At 64.0% G+C, this 16,085-nt stretch carries 15 protein-coding genes and 1 pseudogene; 4 read left to right on the plus strand and 12 right to left on the minus strand.

Annotated features, from left to right (window positions below):
- Positions 1-74: 74 nt before the first annotated feature.
- Entirely contained in the window at positions 75-932 is an 858-nt protein-coding gene (locus BHMPCIPO_RS15680) for an SDR family NAD(P)-dependent oxidoreductase (RefSeq protein WP_173517619.1), read from the plus strand.
- Between the two features lie 92 nt (positions 933-1,024).
- Positions 1,025-2,581 (plus strand): VOC family protein, encoded by a 1,557-nt coding sequence (locus tag BHMPCIPO_RS15685; protein WP_173517620.1) that lies wholly within the window; start codon positions 1,025-1,027, stop codon positions 2,579-2,581.
- Positions 2,582-2,593: 12 nt separating this feature from the next.
- Here BHMPCIPO_RS15685 and BHMPCIPO_RS15690 read toward each other — a convergent pair whose 3' ends face one another.
- From BHMPCIPO_RS15690 to speB, 11 genes are all read right to left on the minus strand, one after another.
- Positions 2,594-3,157: an NADPH-dependent FMN reductase gene (locus BHMPCIPO_RS15690; protein ID WP_173517621.1), complete on the minus strand. Its 564-nt coding sequence runs from the start codon at positions 3,155-3,157 to the stop codon at positions 2,594-2,596.
- A 223-nt stretch (positions 3,158-3,380) separates the two neighbouring features.
- A complete protein-coding gene (locus BHMPCIPO_RS15695) occupies positions 3,381-4,334 on the minus strand; it encodes a ring-cleaving dioxygenase (RefSeq protein ID WP_173517622.1) in 954 nt (317 codons plus the stop codon).
- A gap of 184 nt (positions 4,335-4,518) precedes the next feature.
- Positions 4,519-5,298 carry a carbon-nitrogen hydrolase family protein gene (locus tag BHMPCIPO_RS15700; RefSeq protein WP_173517623.1) on the minus strand — a complete coding sequence of 260 codons (780 nt, stop codon included), beginning with the start codon at positions 5,296-5,298 and terminating at the stop codon, positions 4,519-4,521.
- Positions 5,295-6,095 (minus strand): ABC transporter permease, encoded by an 801-nt coding sequence (locus tag BHMPCIPO_RS15705; protein ID WP_173517624.1) that lies wholly within the window; start codon positions 6,093-6,095, stop codon positions 5,295-5,297. Before BHMPCIPO_RS15705 ends, BHMPCIPO_RS15700 begins: the two co-directional genes overlap by 4 nt.
- Positions 6,092-6,946: an ABC transporter permease gene (locus tag BHMPCIPO_RS15710; RefSeq protein ID WP_173517625.1), complete on the minus strand. Its 855-nt coding sequence runs from the start codon at positions 6,944-6,946 to the stop codon at positions 6,092-6,094. Before BHMPCIPO_RS15710 ends, BHMPCIPO_RS15705 begins: the two co-directional genes overlap by 4 nt.
- Positions 6,943-7,980 (minus strand): ABC transporter ATP-binding protein, encoded by a 1,038-nt coding sequence (locus tag BHMPCIPO_RS15715; RefSeq protein WP_173517626.1) that lies wholly within the window; start codon positions 7,978-7,980, stop codon positions 6,943-6,945. Before BHMPCIPO_RS15715 ends, BHMPCIPO_RS15710 begins: the two co-directional genes overlap by 4 nt.
- Positions 7,981-8,104: 124 nt before the next feature.
- The gene (locus BHMPCIPO_RS15720; RefSeq protein ID WP_173517627.1) at positions 8,105-9,184 is read right to left on the minus strand and encodes an ABC transporter substrate-binding protein; all 1,080 of its coding nucleotides are present in this window, start codon (positions 9,182-9,184) and stop codon (positions 8,105-8,107) included.
- 73 nt (positions 9,185-9,257) lie between these two features.
- Positions 9,258-9,905 (minus strand): amino acid ABC transporter permease, encoded by a 648-nt coding sequence (locus BHMPCIPO_RS15725; RefSeq protein WP_173517628.1) that lies wholly within the window; start codon positions 9,903-9,905, stop codon positions 9,258-9,260.
- A complete protein-coding gene (locus tag BHMPCIPO_RS15730; protein WP_173517629.1) occupies positions 9,902-10,570 on the minus strand; it encodes an amino acid ABC transporter permease in 669 nt (222 codons plus the stop codon). Before BHMPCIPO_RS15730 ends, BHMPCIPO_RS15725 begins: the two co-directional genes overlap by 4 nt.
- A 61-nt stretch (positions 10,571-10,631) precedes the next feature.
- Entirely contained in the window at positions 10,632-11,426 is a 795-nt protein-coding gene (locus BHMPCIPO_RS15735; RefSeq protein WP_173517630.1) for a transporter substrate-binding domain-containing protein, read from the minus strand.
- Positions 11,427-11,518: 92 nt separating this feature from the next.
- The gene (gene speB / locus BHMPCIPO_RS15740; RefSeq protein WP_173517631.1) at positions 11,519-12,580 is read right to left on the minus strand and encodes an agmatinase; all 1,062 of its coding nucleotides are present in this window, start codon (positions 12,578-12,580) and stop codon (positions 11,519-11,521) included.
- 224 nt (positions 12,581-12,804) lie between these two features.
- On the opposite strand from speB, the gene BHMPCIPO_RS15745 reads away from it, so the two are divergent.
- Together BHMPCIPO_RS15745 and BHMPCIPO_RS15750 are read left to right on the plus strand one after the other, a co-directional pair.
- Complete coding sequence (locus tag BHMPCIPO_RS15745; RefSeq protein WP_173517632.1) at positions 12,805-13,851, plus strand: LysR substrate-binding domain-containing protein; 1,047 nt, start codon at positions 12,805-12,807, stop codon at positions 13,849-13,851.
- A gap of 74 nt (positions 13,852-13,925) precedes the next feature.
- Entirely contained in the window at positions 13,926-15,104 is a 1,179-nt protein-coding gene (locus tag BHMPCIPO_RS15750) for an aminotransferase (protein ID WP_173517633.1), read from the plus strand.
- Positions 15,105-15,182: 78 nt separating this feature from the next.
- On the opposite strand, the pseudogene BHMPCIPO_RS15755 reads toward BHMPCIPO_RS15750, so the two are convergent.
- Positions 15,183-16,074: pseudogene (locus BHMPCIPO_RS15755) on the minus strand (DMT family transporter).
- Between the last annotated feature and the right edge of the window lie 11 nt (positions 16,075-16,085).

The raw sequence follows: 16,085 nt of genomic DNA on the forward strand, positions 1-16,085 counted from the left end.
TCCGGGAACGCCAATGGACAGGTCGTCTGCGGCGCCCTATGTCTTGCACGCGATCCCGCCACAGGAGTTCCGTCATGTCGCATCCTGCCTTCGCCCCCAACAATCTTGCCGTCATCACCGGCGCCGCCTCCGGCATCGGTCTGGCCGCCGCTCGTCACTTCGCCTCGCTCGGCATGCGCGTCGTGCTCGCCGATCTCGCCGGCGATAAGCTCGACAAGGCGGCGGCCGAAGTCGCTGCCGCCTCCCCCGATCGAGTGCAACACATCGTGGCAATGCCGACCGACGTGTCGCGGCTCGAAGACCTGGAAGCACTCGAACGCGGCGTGCGTCAGCGGTTCGGCGAGGTGCATGTGCTGATGAACAATGCCGGCATCCAGCCCGGCAGCGCGATCCTCGGTCCATTGGCTGCCTGGGAAGCGACGCTTAGCGTCAACCTTTGGGGCGTCATCAACGGTTCTCGCGTTTTCGCAGCGGGCATGATCGCGCACGGCAAACCGGCCGTCATCATCAACACCGGCTCGAAGCAAGGCATCACCACGCCGCCGGGCGACCCGGCCTACAATGTCTCGAAGGCGGGCGTGAAGGTCTTCACCGAGGCGCTCGAGCATGAGTTGCGCAACACCGCCGGAAGCCAGGTCCACGCCCATCTCCTGATCCCCGGCTTCGTCTATACCGGGCTGACGGCCCAGGGCCGCAGCGAAAAGCCGGCCGGCGCCTGGACGCCGGAGCAGACCGTCGACTTCATGATGGAAAGCCTGGCGCGCGGCGACTTCTACATTCTCTGCCCCGACAACGACGTCCCCCGCCCCACCGACGAGCGCCGTATCCTGTGGGCCGCCGGCGATATCGTCGAGAACCGGCCGCCGCTGTCGCGCTGGCATCCGGACCACGCGGATGCCTTCAAGGCATTCCTGGAAAAGGACCGCGACTGATCCTCGCGCGTAAACACAGCGTTCTCCGCAGCGCTTCTGGCGCCGGCGCTCCGTCTCGTGTTTTGTGAGCGCATACCAACGAGGGACCGACAATGACGAGCGGCATCCACCACATCACTCTGATCGCCCGGAAGGTTCAGGCAAACGTCGATTTCTATGTCGGCTTCCTGGGCTTGCGGCTCGTCAAGCGGACCGGCGGCTACGAGGATGCCAACCAGTTGCACCTCTTCTATGGCGATGCCGAGGGCTCACCCGGATCGCTCGTCACGTTCCTGATGTGGGAGGATGGCGGCCGTGGCCGGGTCGGTCACAGCCAGCCAAGCGAAATCGCCTTCGCGATCCGGCCGGAGAGCATCGGCTTCTGGCTAACCCGGGCGCTGCAATTCAACATCGCCACCTCGGGGCCGTCGCAGGAGTTCGGCGAACCGGTACTGCGGCTCAAGGATCCGGACGGTGTCATCGTCAAGCTCGTCGGCACCGAGGCGGTTTTGGCCACCGCCCCCCGGAACACGCGCGACATCCCGGAGGAAGATGCGATCCGACGCCTGCGCGGCGCCACGATCCTCACAGAAAGACCGGAAGAGTCCGTTCGCTTCCTGAAAACGCATTTCGGTTACAGCGAGACCGCCTCCAGCGACACGATCCGTCGCCTCACCTCCGCCTCCGGCGACGTCATCGACGTACGCGACGCGACCGGCTTCTGGACGTCGGCGCCCGGCACCGGAACGATCGATCACATCGCCTTCCGCGCTCCCGATCGGGCAGCGGTGGAACGGGTGCGCGACGAGCTGCAGCGCGATGGTGCCGGGGCCATCAATGCGCATGACCGCAAATACTTCTATTCGCTCTATGTGCGCGAGCCGGGCGGCTCGCTCTACGAACTGGCAAGCGACGTGCCCGGCTTCACCGTCGACGAACCCAAGGAAACGCTCGGCACCGAGCTTTTCGTCCCCGCGCATTTCGGCGCCGCGAGGGAAGAGATGCTGCTCGCCATGCCGCAATTCGCGCTGCCGGGAGAACCGCGGCTAACGGAGCGCGACCTGCCCTTCGTGCACCGCTTCTATCATCCTGACGTGCTGGATGACCGCACCTTCATGCTGCTTCACGGCAGCGGCGCCAACGAGACACAGCTTCTCCACCTCGCCCACCAGGTCGACAGGCAAGCGACGCTGGTCGGCATTCGCGGCCGGGCGAACGAAGAAGGCATGCCGCGCTGGTTCCGGCGCTATTCGCCGACGACCTTCGACCAGAAGGACGTGCGCGCGGAGGCCGACGCCTTCGCCGCCTTCGTCGAAGGGGCTGCGGACGGCTACCGGATCGATCTCGAGAAGACCGTCTTCATCGGCTATTCCAACGGCGCCAACCTGCTGGTGGCACTGATGCTGTTACATCCCGGCCTCATCCGCAACGTCGTGCTGATGCGCTCGATGCTCGTCATCGACGACGTGCCGCCGCCGGATCTTACTGGGACGAAGGTGCTGTTGCTCACGGGCAAGCACGACAGCTATGGAGAATTCGCGCCCCGGCTGAAGGCGGAGCTGTCACGCACGGGCGCGGACCTGACGGCGGCTGAACTCGACATGGGGCACGAAATCGGCGCTTCGGATATTGCGGCCATCCAGCAATGGCTGGAGGACAAGGGGCTCTGAGGGGGCTTCGCCTCAGGCTCCTTTCCCCGCACCCGCAAAGTCGGCGAACGCCTTGACGAAGGCGGTGAGCCGATCGCGCGCGCCCTCATCTGTCAGGGTCCCGTTCGCATCGAAAAGCGTCTCCGCCCTCGGCAACATCAGCCGCTTGCCCGACCAGAGTTCGGCACCGAGCGTGCGCATGACCGGCAGCCAGGCGTTCTGGCTGAGGATGGTGCCGAAATTGCCAGGCGACGCGCCGGCGAGCGCGAAGGGACGGCCGCGAAACACCTTGGCGATATCGGCAGACGGGCGACTCAGCCAATCGATCGCGTTCTTGAACACGCCGGGGATAGAGTTGTTGTATTCCGGCGTGAACAGGATGACACCATCGGCGGCCATCACCTTTTGCTTAAGCACCGTCACGGCGTCGGGAATACCGCTTTCCGTCTCGATATCGGCGTCATAGAGCGGAATCCCGTGCAGGGTCGCGGTGTCGAAATCGACGCCATCCGGCACGTTCTCCGCAGCCGACCGCATGAGGCCAGTGTTGAACGAGGCCTTGCGCAGGCTCCCGGATATGCCGAGGATTTTCGTCATGAGATTTGATCCTTCCTACTCTGCGGGGTCCTTGCGGGTGCGCCTCGATACGTGAGGGCGGGATGCGGGCGGAAATCGGGACACACTCTTCCTCCTCGTGCTCAGACGCATAACGCAGCAGGCGCCATGATGGGTCCGCTCGAAGACGATGTCCAACAGGATCAGAGGGATAGACACAAGTAAGCCGGGGAAGAATCCCCGGCTTGTCGCTCGAGCCAAATTGTTAGACCAGTGGCTTCAACCGCGCTTCGATCTGAGCCCGCTTCGGCTCCAGGAACGGCGGCAGCGACAGGCTTTCACCCAGCGTTTCCATCGGTTCGTCAACCGCGAAACCGGGCCCGTCGGTCGCGATCTCGAAGAGAACGCCATTCGGCTCGCGGAAATAGAGCGAGCGGAAGTAGTAACGTTCGACTTCGCCGCTCGACGGCAGGCGGAAACCGTTGAGCCGCTCCGTCCATTCCGTCAGTGCCGCGTTATCGGGCGCCCGGAAGGCGACGTGGTGCACGGCACCGGCGCCCTGCCGAGCAATCGCCAGGCCCGGCTGGACCGCGACGTGCAGTTCGGCCGCGGGACCGCCCGCGCCCATGGTGAAAACATGGACCTCACCTTGACCATCCGGTGACGGATAGGCGCGGGCCTCACTCATGTTCATCACATGGGTCAGGACCAACTGCGTGTTGGTGATGTCGGGCACGCTGATGGTGATCGGCCCGAGGCCCTTGATCTGGTGCTCGGCTGGAACCGGGCTTTTCTCCCACGGATGCGAGGGCTCAAGCCCACCGTCGTCGATCAGCCGGAAGCGCTGGCCTTCGCCGTCTTCGAAGTCGAGCGAGACGCGTCCATCAATCTCCGCGATCTCACCGGCCGTGACCTCGAGGTCGTCGAAACGCTGCTTCCACCAGCGCACGCTCTCGACGCTGCCGACCCTCAGGCCCGTGCGCGAGATGCTGTGCGTGCCGCGGCCCTCCGGCCCAACCGGCCAGTCGAAGAAGGTCAGGTCCGTTCCGGGCGTTGCGCGCCCGTCGGCATAGAAGAGATGGTAGGCGGTGGTATCATCCTGGTTGACGGTCTTCTTGACCAGCCGCAGGCCGAGCGTCTCGGTGTAGAAACGCAGGTTCTCCGGGGCGTTGGCGGTGATCGCCGTCAGGTGATGGATCCCGGTCAGTTGCAAGCTCATGATTGCCTCCAATGCGTGGCATTACTGTTGAGCACAATATGGGATGCCGTATCGTTTCCGACAGTGGATCAACAAAGAACGGAACGTTCCCGCCAAGTGAACAATCGCCCGGCGACTTTGTTCCTGAACCTGCATCGATTTCGAAGCGGCCGGAGCCAAGCCCGCACGGCCAACCGGCGCAGTTTCAGCGCCGGTTCAGATCGCCGAGATACGTGTTTTCGAGGCGAGAGATCGCATAGGCTTGGGGATCGATATCCACGATCAGCAAGGTCTCGTGACCGGCATCGGCCTTGGCGAGAAGCTGGCCGTCGGGAGCGGCGATGCGCGACAGCCCGGCGAAGGAGAACAGCGGATCCGAGCCGTGATGGTTGATGTAGGCGACGAAAACCTGGTTCTCGAAGGCCCGTGTCTGGATCATGTGCTCTGCGATGAAGGAACCGGACCAGCCCGCCGGCAGCGCCGTCGGTACCAGCACGGCCTCGGCACCGGCCAGCGCCAGCCGCCGGACGTTCTCCGGAAACTCGACGTCGTAGCAGATCAGCATGCCGCAGGTGACGCCGCGATGCACGAACAGCTTGGTCTCGGGTGGGGGCGCCTTGAAGATCGAGCGCTCGTAATCGCCGTAGAGGTGAGACTTGCGGTAGACGACCGGCGCCGCATCGCCATCGACATAGACGGCGCTGTTATAGACATCGCTCCCGTCGCGTTCGGCAAAGCCGGCGATAAGGGCGATGCCGGTCTCAGACGAGATCGCCTTGAGCCGCGTTACGATCGCACCGTCCGGCGCTTCGGCGATCGTCGCCAGTGCCTCTCCGGCGCCGTAGCCAGTGATGCCGAGTTCGGGCGTCAGCAACAGCGTCGCCCCTCGTGTCGCGGCTTCCGCCGCGGCGCCCGCGATACGATCGAGATTGGCGGCGACGTCTCCCGGCGCCGATTGCATCTGAAGGGCGGCGAGCTTCATCATTTTCCGTCCGTTGACATGGCGCCAAGCAGCTTTGGCAGGTCGCCGAAGCGGGCGACAAGGCCGAAGATCACCGCGGCTGTCGTGACGAAGAGAACCGTCACAGACGCCATGGTCGGCGTGTAGCCGTAGCGAAGCGCATTGAAGATCTTGATCGGCAGCGTCTCCACGGTGAAGCCGACGGTCATGTAGGCAACGATGTATTCGTTGAGCGACAGCACGAAGGCGAAGGCATAACCGGAAACGATGTAAGGCAGGATCAGCGGCAGCACGACGGTGCGGAAGATGGTGCGCTCGTCGGCTCCCATGGTCGAGGCTGCCTCGACGAGGGAACGGTCGATCGAGGTGAAGCCCAGCGACAGCGTCACCAGCGGCAGTGTGACGAAAAAGATCGCGTGGCTGACCACCGCCGTCCAAGGCTGGCCGTAGGAACCGACCGTCGCCCAGAAGGTGAGCATGCCGAGCGCGGTGATGACCGGCGGCAGCGTGAAGGGCGCGACGCCGAGAAGCTGGAAGATATTCGCCCAGGGCGCGATACGTCGCCACAGGAACCAGGAGAGCGGCAGCGCGATCGCCACCGCAAGTGCTGCCGAAAGCACCGCCAGCGTCACCGATGCGAAGAGCGCGTTGCGCCATTCCGGATTGAGGAAGATCTCGCCATACCAGGAGAGCGAAAAGCCCTGCGGCGGAAAGGCGAGCGTCTGTTTCTGATTGACCGAGACGCCGGCAACCACGATCAGCGGCAATGACAGGAACAGGCCGATCGCGAAGAAATAGGCCCTGCGGAAGATCGAGGTCATGCCGCTTCTCCCTTGCGTCCGGCAATCACAGTGAGCGCTACGAGGCCGAGCGTGACGAGCACCAGGAACACGGCCATGGCGGCAGCGAACGGCATGTTCGACTGGTAGATCGCCTGGTCGGTAATCAGCACCGACAGCGTCCAGTGCTGCGGCCGGCCGAGAAGCTGCGGCAACAGATAGGAGCCGAGCGCGAAGATGAAGACCATGATCAAGGTGGCGGTGATGGTGTTGCGAAGCGCCGGCACGACCACGGTGAAAAACGCCTTCAGCGGCGAGGCACCGAGCGTGCGGGCCGCTTCCGTCAACGTCGGATCGAGACGGACAAGCGCCGGGAAGAGCACCAGCACCGTATAGGGGAAGGCCTGATAGACCATGCCGGTCAAAACCGCCCCAAAACTCGGCGTCAGGGCCTTGGCTTCGGCCATGATGCCGAGGGCGACGAGGATGTTGGTGATCCCGGCGGTGCGCGAGAACAGCGTCGACCAGGCAAAGCCGATAATGACTTCCGAGAGCGACAGGATCGACAGCAGCGCCACCAGCCAGACCACCTGCACCTTCCGCGACATGCGCGTCAGCATATAGGTGAAGGGCAAGGCGAGCACGACGCAGCAGATCGCGACCGTGATCGCAAGCATCAGCGAGAAGCCGAGCACCCCGCCGAAAAAGGCCGAGAGGAAGCGGGCATAGTTGTCGAAGACGAAGGCCGGCGTATAGAAGCCGCCCTGCTGGCGCTGGAAGAAACTGACGGCGATCATCGTGCCGAAGGGCACGACGAAGAAGATGGTGAGCATCGCCGCCGGAAAGAGAAGCGGCGCGTAATCGCCGGGAGTCTGGGGTGGTTCGCGTCTCATTTCTTCAGCACCACGCAGACGTCGGGGGTGAGCGCGATGCCGACTTCCTGGCCGACGGTGACTTCCGGCCGCTCGCGCGGCGTGGAGACGGCGACGATCTGGCGGCCGGCAATGTCGACGAAGGTCTCGATCGTGCCGCCGAGATCGCGCACGAACGTGACCTTGCCGGTGAGCGCACCGGCGCCGGGCGCGGTCAGATGCACGTCTTCCGGGCGCACCGAAAGCGTGCCCTTGCTGGCCCCTGCCGGCAGGACGAGGCCGGGCACCACGTGGCCGAGCACCGCGGCGCCGCCAGCGCTGTCGGCCTGAACATCGAGGAGGTTCGTCTGGCCGATGAAGTCGGCGACGAAACTGTCGGCCGGTCGGCGATAGATCTCGATCGGCGACGCCGCTTGGCGGATCTCGCCGCCGTTCATGACGACGACGGTGTCGGCCATGGTCATCGCTTCGCGCTGGTCGTGGGTGACGACGATGGTGGTGATGCCGAGCTTCTGCTGAAGCTGGCGCAGTTCCACCTGCATCGCCTCACGCAGCTTCGCATCGAGCGCCGAGAGCGGCTCGTCGAGCAGGAAGAGTTTCGGCGAGATCGACAAGGCGCGTGCGATCGCCACGCGCTGACGCTGGCCGCCCGAGAGCTTGGCGACGGGACGATCGGCGTAGCCGGAGAGATGGATCATCGCCAGAAGTTCGTCGACGCGCTTCTTCTGTTCTTCCTTGGCTTTCCCGCGGATGCGCAAGGGATAGGCGATGTTCTCGCCGACGGTCAGATGCGGAAACAGCGCCAGCGACTGGAACACCATGCCGAGATTGCGCTTGTGCGTCGGGACGCGGGTGATGTCCTCGCCGTCGAGCCGGATCGCGCCGTCCGTCGGCAGGTCGAGGCCGGCGATCATCCGGAGCAGCGTGGTCTTGCCGCAGCCGGAAGGTCCGAGCATGCAGACGAAGGTGCCGTGCGGCACGGTCAGGTCGACATTGTTGACGGCCCTGAAGGCTCCGAATTCCTTGACGACGTTTTGAAGGGCAAGTCCGGACATTGTTTCTCCGCGAGGATGGTCCCCTCCTGCTCATGGGAGGGTTCAGGCGGGAAGCGGCCGGCAGCCGCTCCCCGTCGTTGGGTTCAGTTCTTCCCTGAAGATCAAGGAAGGGCGTCGGTCAAGCTCAGCCGACGATCAGCTCGGTCCACTTCTGGTTCAGCCAATCCGATTTCGTCTGGTAGAGATCGTAGCGCGGAATGATCGGCTCGATGTCGGACGAAACGGATGCGAATTCCTTGTCGGTCAGATCCGTAACCTCGCGCTTGACGGTCGGCGACGTTCCGACCTTACGCGACAGCGTCGCCTGGATCGAGGGCTGGCACATGTAGTCGATGAAGATATGGGCCTCTTCCGACTTCTGCGAGGCGCGCGACAGCGCCCAGCAACCGGAATCCTGGATGCCGCCTTCCTTCGGGAAGGTCGAGCGCACCGGATGGCCGTCGGCGGCGGCAAGGCCGGTCACGTCATGATAATACTGGCCCATCGGGATTTCGCCCGACTTCAGCGACTGCTCGAACTGCGCTTCGTCGCGGTACCAGAGCCGGACGTTCGGCTTGACTTCGGCGAGCTTCTCGAACGCCTTCAACAGACCCTCTTCCGTATCGAGCGCGTTGGTGCCGCCCATGAAGGTCTTGGCCGTCACTTCGAGCAGGAACGAGTTGGAGACGAGCGCCAGCAGGCCGAGCTTGTCGGCGTTTGCCGGATCCCAGAAGGCGGACCAGGAGGTCGGCGCTTCCTTGTAGACGTCGGTGTTGGTCACCAGCGTGATGTACCAGGAGACCGCTCCGATGCCGGCGATGCGTCCGTCAGGATATTTGTTGACGAAACGATCGAGCAGGTTCGAGGCGTTCTTGATCTTGGCGGTGTCGATCGGCGTCCAGAGGTCCGTCGCCTGGCCTTTCAGCATCGCCACCTGCGACATCATCGAGACATCGGCCGGTGCCTGGCCGGCGCGAGCGGCCTGTTCGAGCTGGACGAGCCAGGCTTCACCGGTCGGCTCGGCGATCGATTCGATCGCGATACCGGTCGCCTTGGTGAATTCCGGGAAGATGTTCTTGTCGAAGGAATCCTTGAAGTAGCCGCCATAGACGCCGACCTTCAGCGACTTGTCCTGCGCCCTGAGGATCGACGGCATCGCCAGCATGGAGGCGCCGGCAAGACCGGCGCCGAGCAGCGTCCGCCGCTTGATGGAAGTGGTGATCATCATCAGTCTCCTTTGTTCCGGCGGTGATCCGCCTTGTTCCCTGTTCTGTTTGATTTCTTGCATATTTTCAGTCTCAGTGCGCGGGTGTTTTGCGCTCCAGCATCCGTGCATATTGCGTCAGCGGATAACACAGCACGAAGAAGATGACCGCGACCAGCCCATAGACCGTGAAAGGTTCGAAGGTCGCATTATTGATCGCATTGGCGGTTCTGAGAAGCTCCTCGAAGCCGATGATCGAGGTGAGCGCCGTGCTCTTGATCAACTGCACGAGGAACCCGACCGCCGCTGGCCGGGTGATGGCGAAGGCCTGCGGCAGGATGACGAGGCGCAGTTCCTGAAACCGGTGCAAACCGAGGCTCGCGCCGGCATCCCATTGGCCGCGCGGCAGTGCCTCCACCCCGCCGCGCCAGATCTCGGCGAGATAGGCACTGGCATACAAGGTGAGCCCGAGTGCCGCCGCCGTCCAGGGTTCGATGCGGAAGCCGAGCATCGGCAGACCGAAGAACATCAGGAAGAGCTGCATCAAAAGCGGCGTGCCCTGGAAGAGCGCGATGTAGCCGGAACCGAATCGGCGCAGCCACGGGCGTTCGGCGATGCGGGCCGCCAGGATGGCGAGTCCCACCGCGGCCCCGCCCACGAAGGCGACGATCGACAAAAGCACCGTCCAGCGTGTGGCGAAGATCAGGTTGCGCAGGATGTCCCAGAAGGTGAATTCGATCATGACACGCCGGCTCCGAGCACCTGCCGACCACCGGCAACGAAGAGCCGTCGCATCGCCATCGACAGGCCAAGATAGATCAGCGTGACGACGAAGTAGGTCTCGAAGGACCGGAAGGTGCGCGCCTGCAGAAGATCCGCCTCATGCGCAAGCTCCCGCACCGCGATCTGCGAGACAACGGCCGATTCCAGCATCATGATGATGACCTGGCTGGTGAGCGCCGGAAAGATCACCTTCAGCGCCTGCGGCAGGATGATCTTGACGAAGACCTGGCGCGGTTTGAGCCCGAGCGCGTAGGCCGCCTCGCTCTGCCCCTTCGGCACCGCGTCGAGCCCGGCGCCGACGATCTCCGTCGTGTAGGCCGCCATGTTGAGCGTCATAGCCAGGATCGCCGCGACGATCGGATCGAGCCGGATGCCGAGGCTCGGTAGGCCGAAAAAGATGAAGAACAATTGCACCAGGAACGGCGTGTTGCGGATGACTTCGACATAGACGGCCACCGCTTGGCGCAAGACGCCGTAGCGGCTGCGGCGGCCGGCGGCAAAGAGAATGCTGATCAGGACACCGAGCACCGTCGTGCAGGCAATCAGGAATACGGTCGTGGCCGCACCATGGGCGATCGCACCCGCGGCGTCCTTGAGCCAACCGAAGCTGAGGCCGTAACCCATTATCGCAACCTTCCTCAAGAGAGAAGCGGAGAGCGTTGCTCCCCGCCTCCATCAAGCTCTCTTAGTCCTTGAGGTTCTCGGGGTTGAGCGGCGTCTTCAGCCAGGCTTCGGAGCTCGCATTCAGCTTGCCGTCGGCCAGCATCTTGGCGACGACGTCATTGACCGCCTTCTTCAAGCCCTCTTCGTTCTTGTTGAGGCCGATATGTGACGGCGAGGTCAGGAGCTGGAACTTCTGCTCCGGCTTCAGGGCTTCCTGGCGGGCCAGCACCTGGGCGCCGACGTCGTTGCCGACGACCATCAGCTGGGTCTGGCCGGAGATGAAGGCCTGGATCACCGCATTGTAGTTGTCGAAACGCTGGATGTCGGCATTGGTGGGCGCCGCCTCGGTGAGCGAGGTATCCTCCAGCGTGCCGCGGTTGACCGCAATGGTCTTCTCCGCGAGGTCTTCCTTGCCGGCGACCTTGAGTTCCGCCGGACCGATGACGGCGATGTAATAAGGCGCGTAAGCGGCGGCGAAGTCGATCACCTCGGCGCGCTCCTTGGAAAAGCCGACGCTCATCAGAATGTCGACGCGCTTGTCGTTGAGATAGGGAATGCGGTTCTGGCCGGTGACGCTGACGAGGTTCAGCTTGACGCCGAGATCGTCGGCGATCCGCTGGGCCACGTCGACGTCGTAGCCCTTGATGCTCATGTCGGCGCTGGCCGAGGAGAAGGGCGGGAAGTCGGAGAAGATGCCGACATTGATCTGGCCGGCGGACTTGATGTCGGCGAGCGCATCGGCCTTGGCGATGCCGGCAGCAGCCCCCAGCATCAGGGCGGCGGCCAATGCTGTCTTCAGTTTTGTTTGGATCGTCATGGTTATTCCCCTACCCGGAAGCTTTGTGATTGTGATGTCTGGTGGTCGGCCGCCGTTTCCGGTCCGGCAGCCGACGAACCTTTTGCCAAGCCTCAGGCAGACCTGCCCGTGATCGCCGGGCTGAAGACCATGAGGCTCAGGATTTCGAAGAGCACCTGGGCGCCGGCATGGGCCGTGTTGGTGGTCGAGTCATACTGCGGCGCCACTTCGACGACGTCGCCGCCGACGAGGTTGATGCCCTTGAGGCCACGGATCAGTTCCAGCACTTCGCGGGTCGTAAGGCCGCCCACTTCCGGCGTGCCGGTGCCCGGCGCGAAGGACGGATCGAGGCTGTCGATATCGAAGGAGAGATAGGTCGGGCCGTCGCCGACGATCTTCTTCGCCTTTTCGATGATCGCGGGAATGCCGAGGCCGGTCACTTCTTCGGCGTGGATGACGGTCATGCCGGACTCGTAGGAGAACTCCCAGAGATATTCGGCCGAGCCGCGAATGCCGATCTGCACCACGCGGGTCGGGTCGAGCACACCGTCGAGCACCGCGTTGCGGAACGGGCCGCCGTGGTGGAACTTGGTCAGGTCGTAGGCGCCGCCGGTATCGCAGTGCGCATCGATGTGGATCATGCCGACCGGACGCTTCTTGCCGACTGCCTTCAGGATCGGATGCGTGATCGAGTGGTCACCGCCGACCGAGAGCGGCAGCACGCCGGCATCGACGATCTGGTTGATGCGCTTCTCGATATCCTCATGGCTGAGCTCCAGCCGGTAGCGGCTCTGGAACGGCACGTCGCCGATATCCGCGACGCGGAGTTCCTGCACCGGCGTGCAGCCGAGCACGTGGTTGTAGGGGCCGATACGCTCGATGGCACGCAGCGCCCGCGGTCCGAAACGCGAGCCCGGCCGGTTGGTGACGCCGAGATCCATGGGGATGCCGACGATCGCCACCTGCAGATTGCCGAAATCCGGGTTATCCGCATCAACAGGCATGTGCGGCGCGGTCAGGAAGGTCGGGATGCCGGAATAGGGCGCAAGGCGCGTGCCGCTCTTGTTGAAGATCTTGTCGGCAACCTTGCGGAAGGTCGGATCGAACAGTTCGCCGCCATGGCTCTCGCCGTATTTCGCCTTCAGTTCGGCAAGCTTGTTCTCGTCCCAAGCCATTGGTGCAGTCCTCCGTCATCCATAGCCCGGGCATGCGCTGAAAAGCGCCACAGATATCTCACTGCGGATGAAGCCGGTTCGTCCGGCGCGATCATGTTCCCCAGGCTTTTTCGCCTTCGTTGATGAATATTAGGCGGCAATTCCTCTGGAAAATCAATTGACATTGTTATAGCGTTTCGTGTGAGAAAAACTCACACAACCAAACCTCGCCGGAACCCGCCGCCTTGTCCAGCCGCCTGCCACCGCTCAACCCCTTGCGCGCCTTCGAAGCGACGGCGCGGCGGGGCTCCGTGTCGGCGGCTGCACGCGAACTGAACGTCACCCACGGCGCGATCAGCCATCAGATCCGCGCGCTGGAACTCTCGGTCAAGGCAGCCCTCTTCGAGCGCGGCGGCAAGCGGCTGAAGCTCACGCCACAGGGCGCATTGCTGCTGCCGGCGGTGACTCATGCCTTCGCCGAGATCGCCGCGGCGACCGCGGCAATGACGCGGCCGACGACGAGCGGTGAACTCCGGATAACCTGCGTCCCCGCTCTCCTTTCCTTCTGGCTGATCCCGCGGCTGCACCTCTTCACCGAGCAGTATCCGGACGTACGCTTGACGCTGATCGCCTCCAATGACGACGCCTATCTGCATTCGCCCGATGTCGACGTCTGCGTGATCTATGGCGACGGCAATTGGTCGGGCGCCTGGGCCAAGCTCTGGAGCCGGCTGGAACTGTTCCCGGTCGTCAGCCCGACGCTCCTCAACATGCGGCCGCTGCGTTCGGTGCGGGACCTGCGCGATCACGTGATGCTGCATGGCGACGATGGTCGCGAGTGGAACACCTGGCTCGCTGCGGCCGACGCCAGCGACCTGCAGCGCGGCCGGCAGCATTTCATGAGCGACGCGCGGCTCTCGACCGAAGCGGCGCTGCACAACCAGGGCGTGGCGCTCGGCGACACGATCACCGCCGGCAGCCTGATCGCGCGCGGCGAACTGATCGCGCCCTTCGACCTGACGGTGCCTGCCAACGACGCCTTCTTCGTCGCCTGCCGCAACGAAGTGTTGGCAGCCCCGATCGTGCGCATCTTCATCGACTGGATGTTCGCGGCGCTCGAAAACGACCCGATGCCCGAACTCCAGACCTCGGCACGCACAATTATTCGCAGCCGTACCTCGAAATCCGAGCCGGCAGATCGTAAATCGGGGACCGACGGCTTTCAGCCGGTCTCGGCGCCGAGCCGTGCCCGCCGCCCCGATCGCCCACAGAAACGTAGAGCCAAGGCCTAAGCGGGATGAGGAAAAGCGTATACGGTTTTCCGCCCGCATCCCGCTTGAAACTATCTAACGCAGGAACATCCGCCATGCCGCATTTCAACCCGCTCGTCGAAAAGCTCTCGCCGCCGCCCGTGCCCTCGGTGCTGGCCTGGGCGAAATCCTACGACGGCTCTCGTGGCCCGTTGATCGACCTGTCGCAGGCGGTGCCCGGCTACCCTGCCCATCCGAACATGCTGGCCTGGCTCGGCGAGGCGGCCGCCTCCACCGCCTATACCGGCTACGGCGCGATCGAGGGCGAAGCGGTACTGCGTGACGCCTATGCCGCCCATGTGGCAGCGCTCTACGGCGCGGCGGTCACGGCCGACAATATCCACGTCACCTCGGGCTGCAACCAGGCCTTCATCTGCGCGGCGATGGCGATCGCCGGCGCGGGCGATACGGTCCTGATGACCAACCCCTATTACTTCAACCAGGAAACGACGCTTTCGATGCTCGGCATCAACGTCGAACTCGTGCCCTGCGACGCCGGCGCCGGCTTCCTGCCCGAGGTCGATGCAATTGCCGCAGCGCTTCGCCCCGGCATCCGCGCACTCGCGCTGGTTTCGCCCAACAACCCGACCGGCGCTGTCTATCCCCCGGAACTGCTTGCCCGCATTCACGCGGCCTGCCGCGCCAAGGGCGTCTGGCTGATCCTCGACGAGACCTATCGCGACTTCCTGCCTGATGCCTCTGCCGCGCCGCATGGCCTGCTTGCGGGCGAAGGCTGGCAGGAGAGCTTCATCGGCCTCTACAGCTTCTCCAAGTCCTTCTGCATCCCGGGTCATCGCCTGGGCGCGATCACCGCCGGCCCGGCCGTGATCGAACAGGTGGCGAAGATCATGGACAACCTGCAGATCTGCGCGCCGCGCTCCGCCCAGGCCGCCGTTGCCAAAGCAATTCCGGCGCTTGCCGACTGGCGCCAGACGAACCGCGCCGAGATCGCCGCCCGCGCCGACGCACTGAGGGAGGTGATGGGCCGCCTGCCGAAGTGGAAGCTGCAGGCGGTCGGCGCCTATTTCGCCTATGTCCGCCACCCCTTCCCGGATATCGATTCCCAGTTCATCGCGGAGAAGCTCGCAAAGCTCGCCGGCGTCGTCTGCCTGCCGGGCGACTATTTCGGCGAAGGCCAGGAAAACTACCTGCGCTTCGCCTTCGCCAATGCGGATGCCGAAACGATCCGCAAGCTCGAAGAGCGGCTGGCGAACTTCACGCCGCCGGGCCTTTAAGACTTTGAGGTAGCCCAATTCCGGACGGAAAACCGTTTCACACTTTTTCTGGAATTGCTCTGAAGAAAGCGCGCGGCGTTATCCTCGCCGCGCGATCAGGATGCCGAGAAGGACGATCGCCCCGCCGATCGCCTGCATCAGCCCGACCGGCTCGGCAAGCAGGATCCAGGCCAGGATCGCCGCCACGACCGGCTGCAAGAGCAGGGTCAGCGACGAAAAGGCGGGCGGCAAATAGGCGAGCGCATAGGTGATCGCCACCTGCCCGCCGGCATGGCTGACGAAGGCGAGGCCGAAGAGCATCGCCCAGCCGAAGGCGGTCGGCGGCAAAAGCGACGGCTCGAAGAGCACTGCCATCGGCAGCATGCAGATCGCCGCCGAGGCCGTACTCCAGATCATGATGCGCACAGTGCTGAACAGGCTGCGCAGCCGGCCGATCGCCAGGATATAGCCGGCATAGAACATGGCCGCGACGACGGCGATGCCGTCGCCCAGTAGATTACCCTCGCCGAGCGCCATCGGCCCGCCCTTGAGGATCACCACGCCCGCGACTGCCGTTGTGAGGCCGATCGCAAAAATGGCGCTGATCCGCGCGCGAAACAGCAGCCAACTCGCAAGCGTCACAAAAACGGAGATTGGCGAGAAGCGTGGCGTTGGCGACGGATGTCTTGGTCAGCGCATAGTGCCAGGCGCCGAGATCGATCGCGAGAAATACGCCGGGCAGGATCAAGAGCGCATATTCCGACAGCTTTTCCGGTCGCCGCCCGCCAGCACCCTCAGGACGGAACCAGGTCCAGGCGAGCAGCGGGATCAAGGCCAGCGCGACGCGCCAGAAGGCGGTCGCCAGCGGCCCCACCTCCGACAGCCGCACGAAGATTGGCGAGCCACCGATCGCAGCGCCGCCGATGAGGAATGCCGCCATGGCGACGCGATTGTGGGCGGAGGAATGATGTGCGTGGGTCACGGGAGGCATCCGGAAAGGAG

The sequence above is a fragment of the Ensifer sesbaniae genome (assembly GCF_013283665.1).
Lineage (GTDB): Bacteria > Pseudomonadota > Alphaproteobacteria > Rhizobiales > Rhizobiaceae > Ensifer > Ensifer sesbaniae.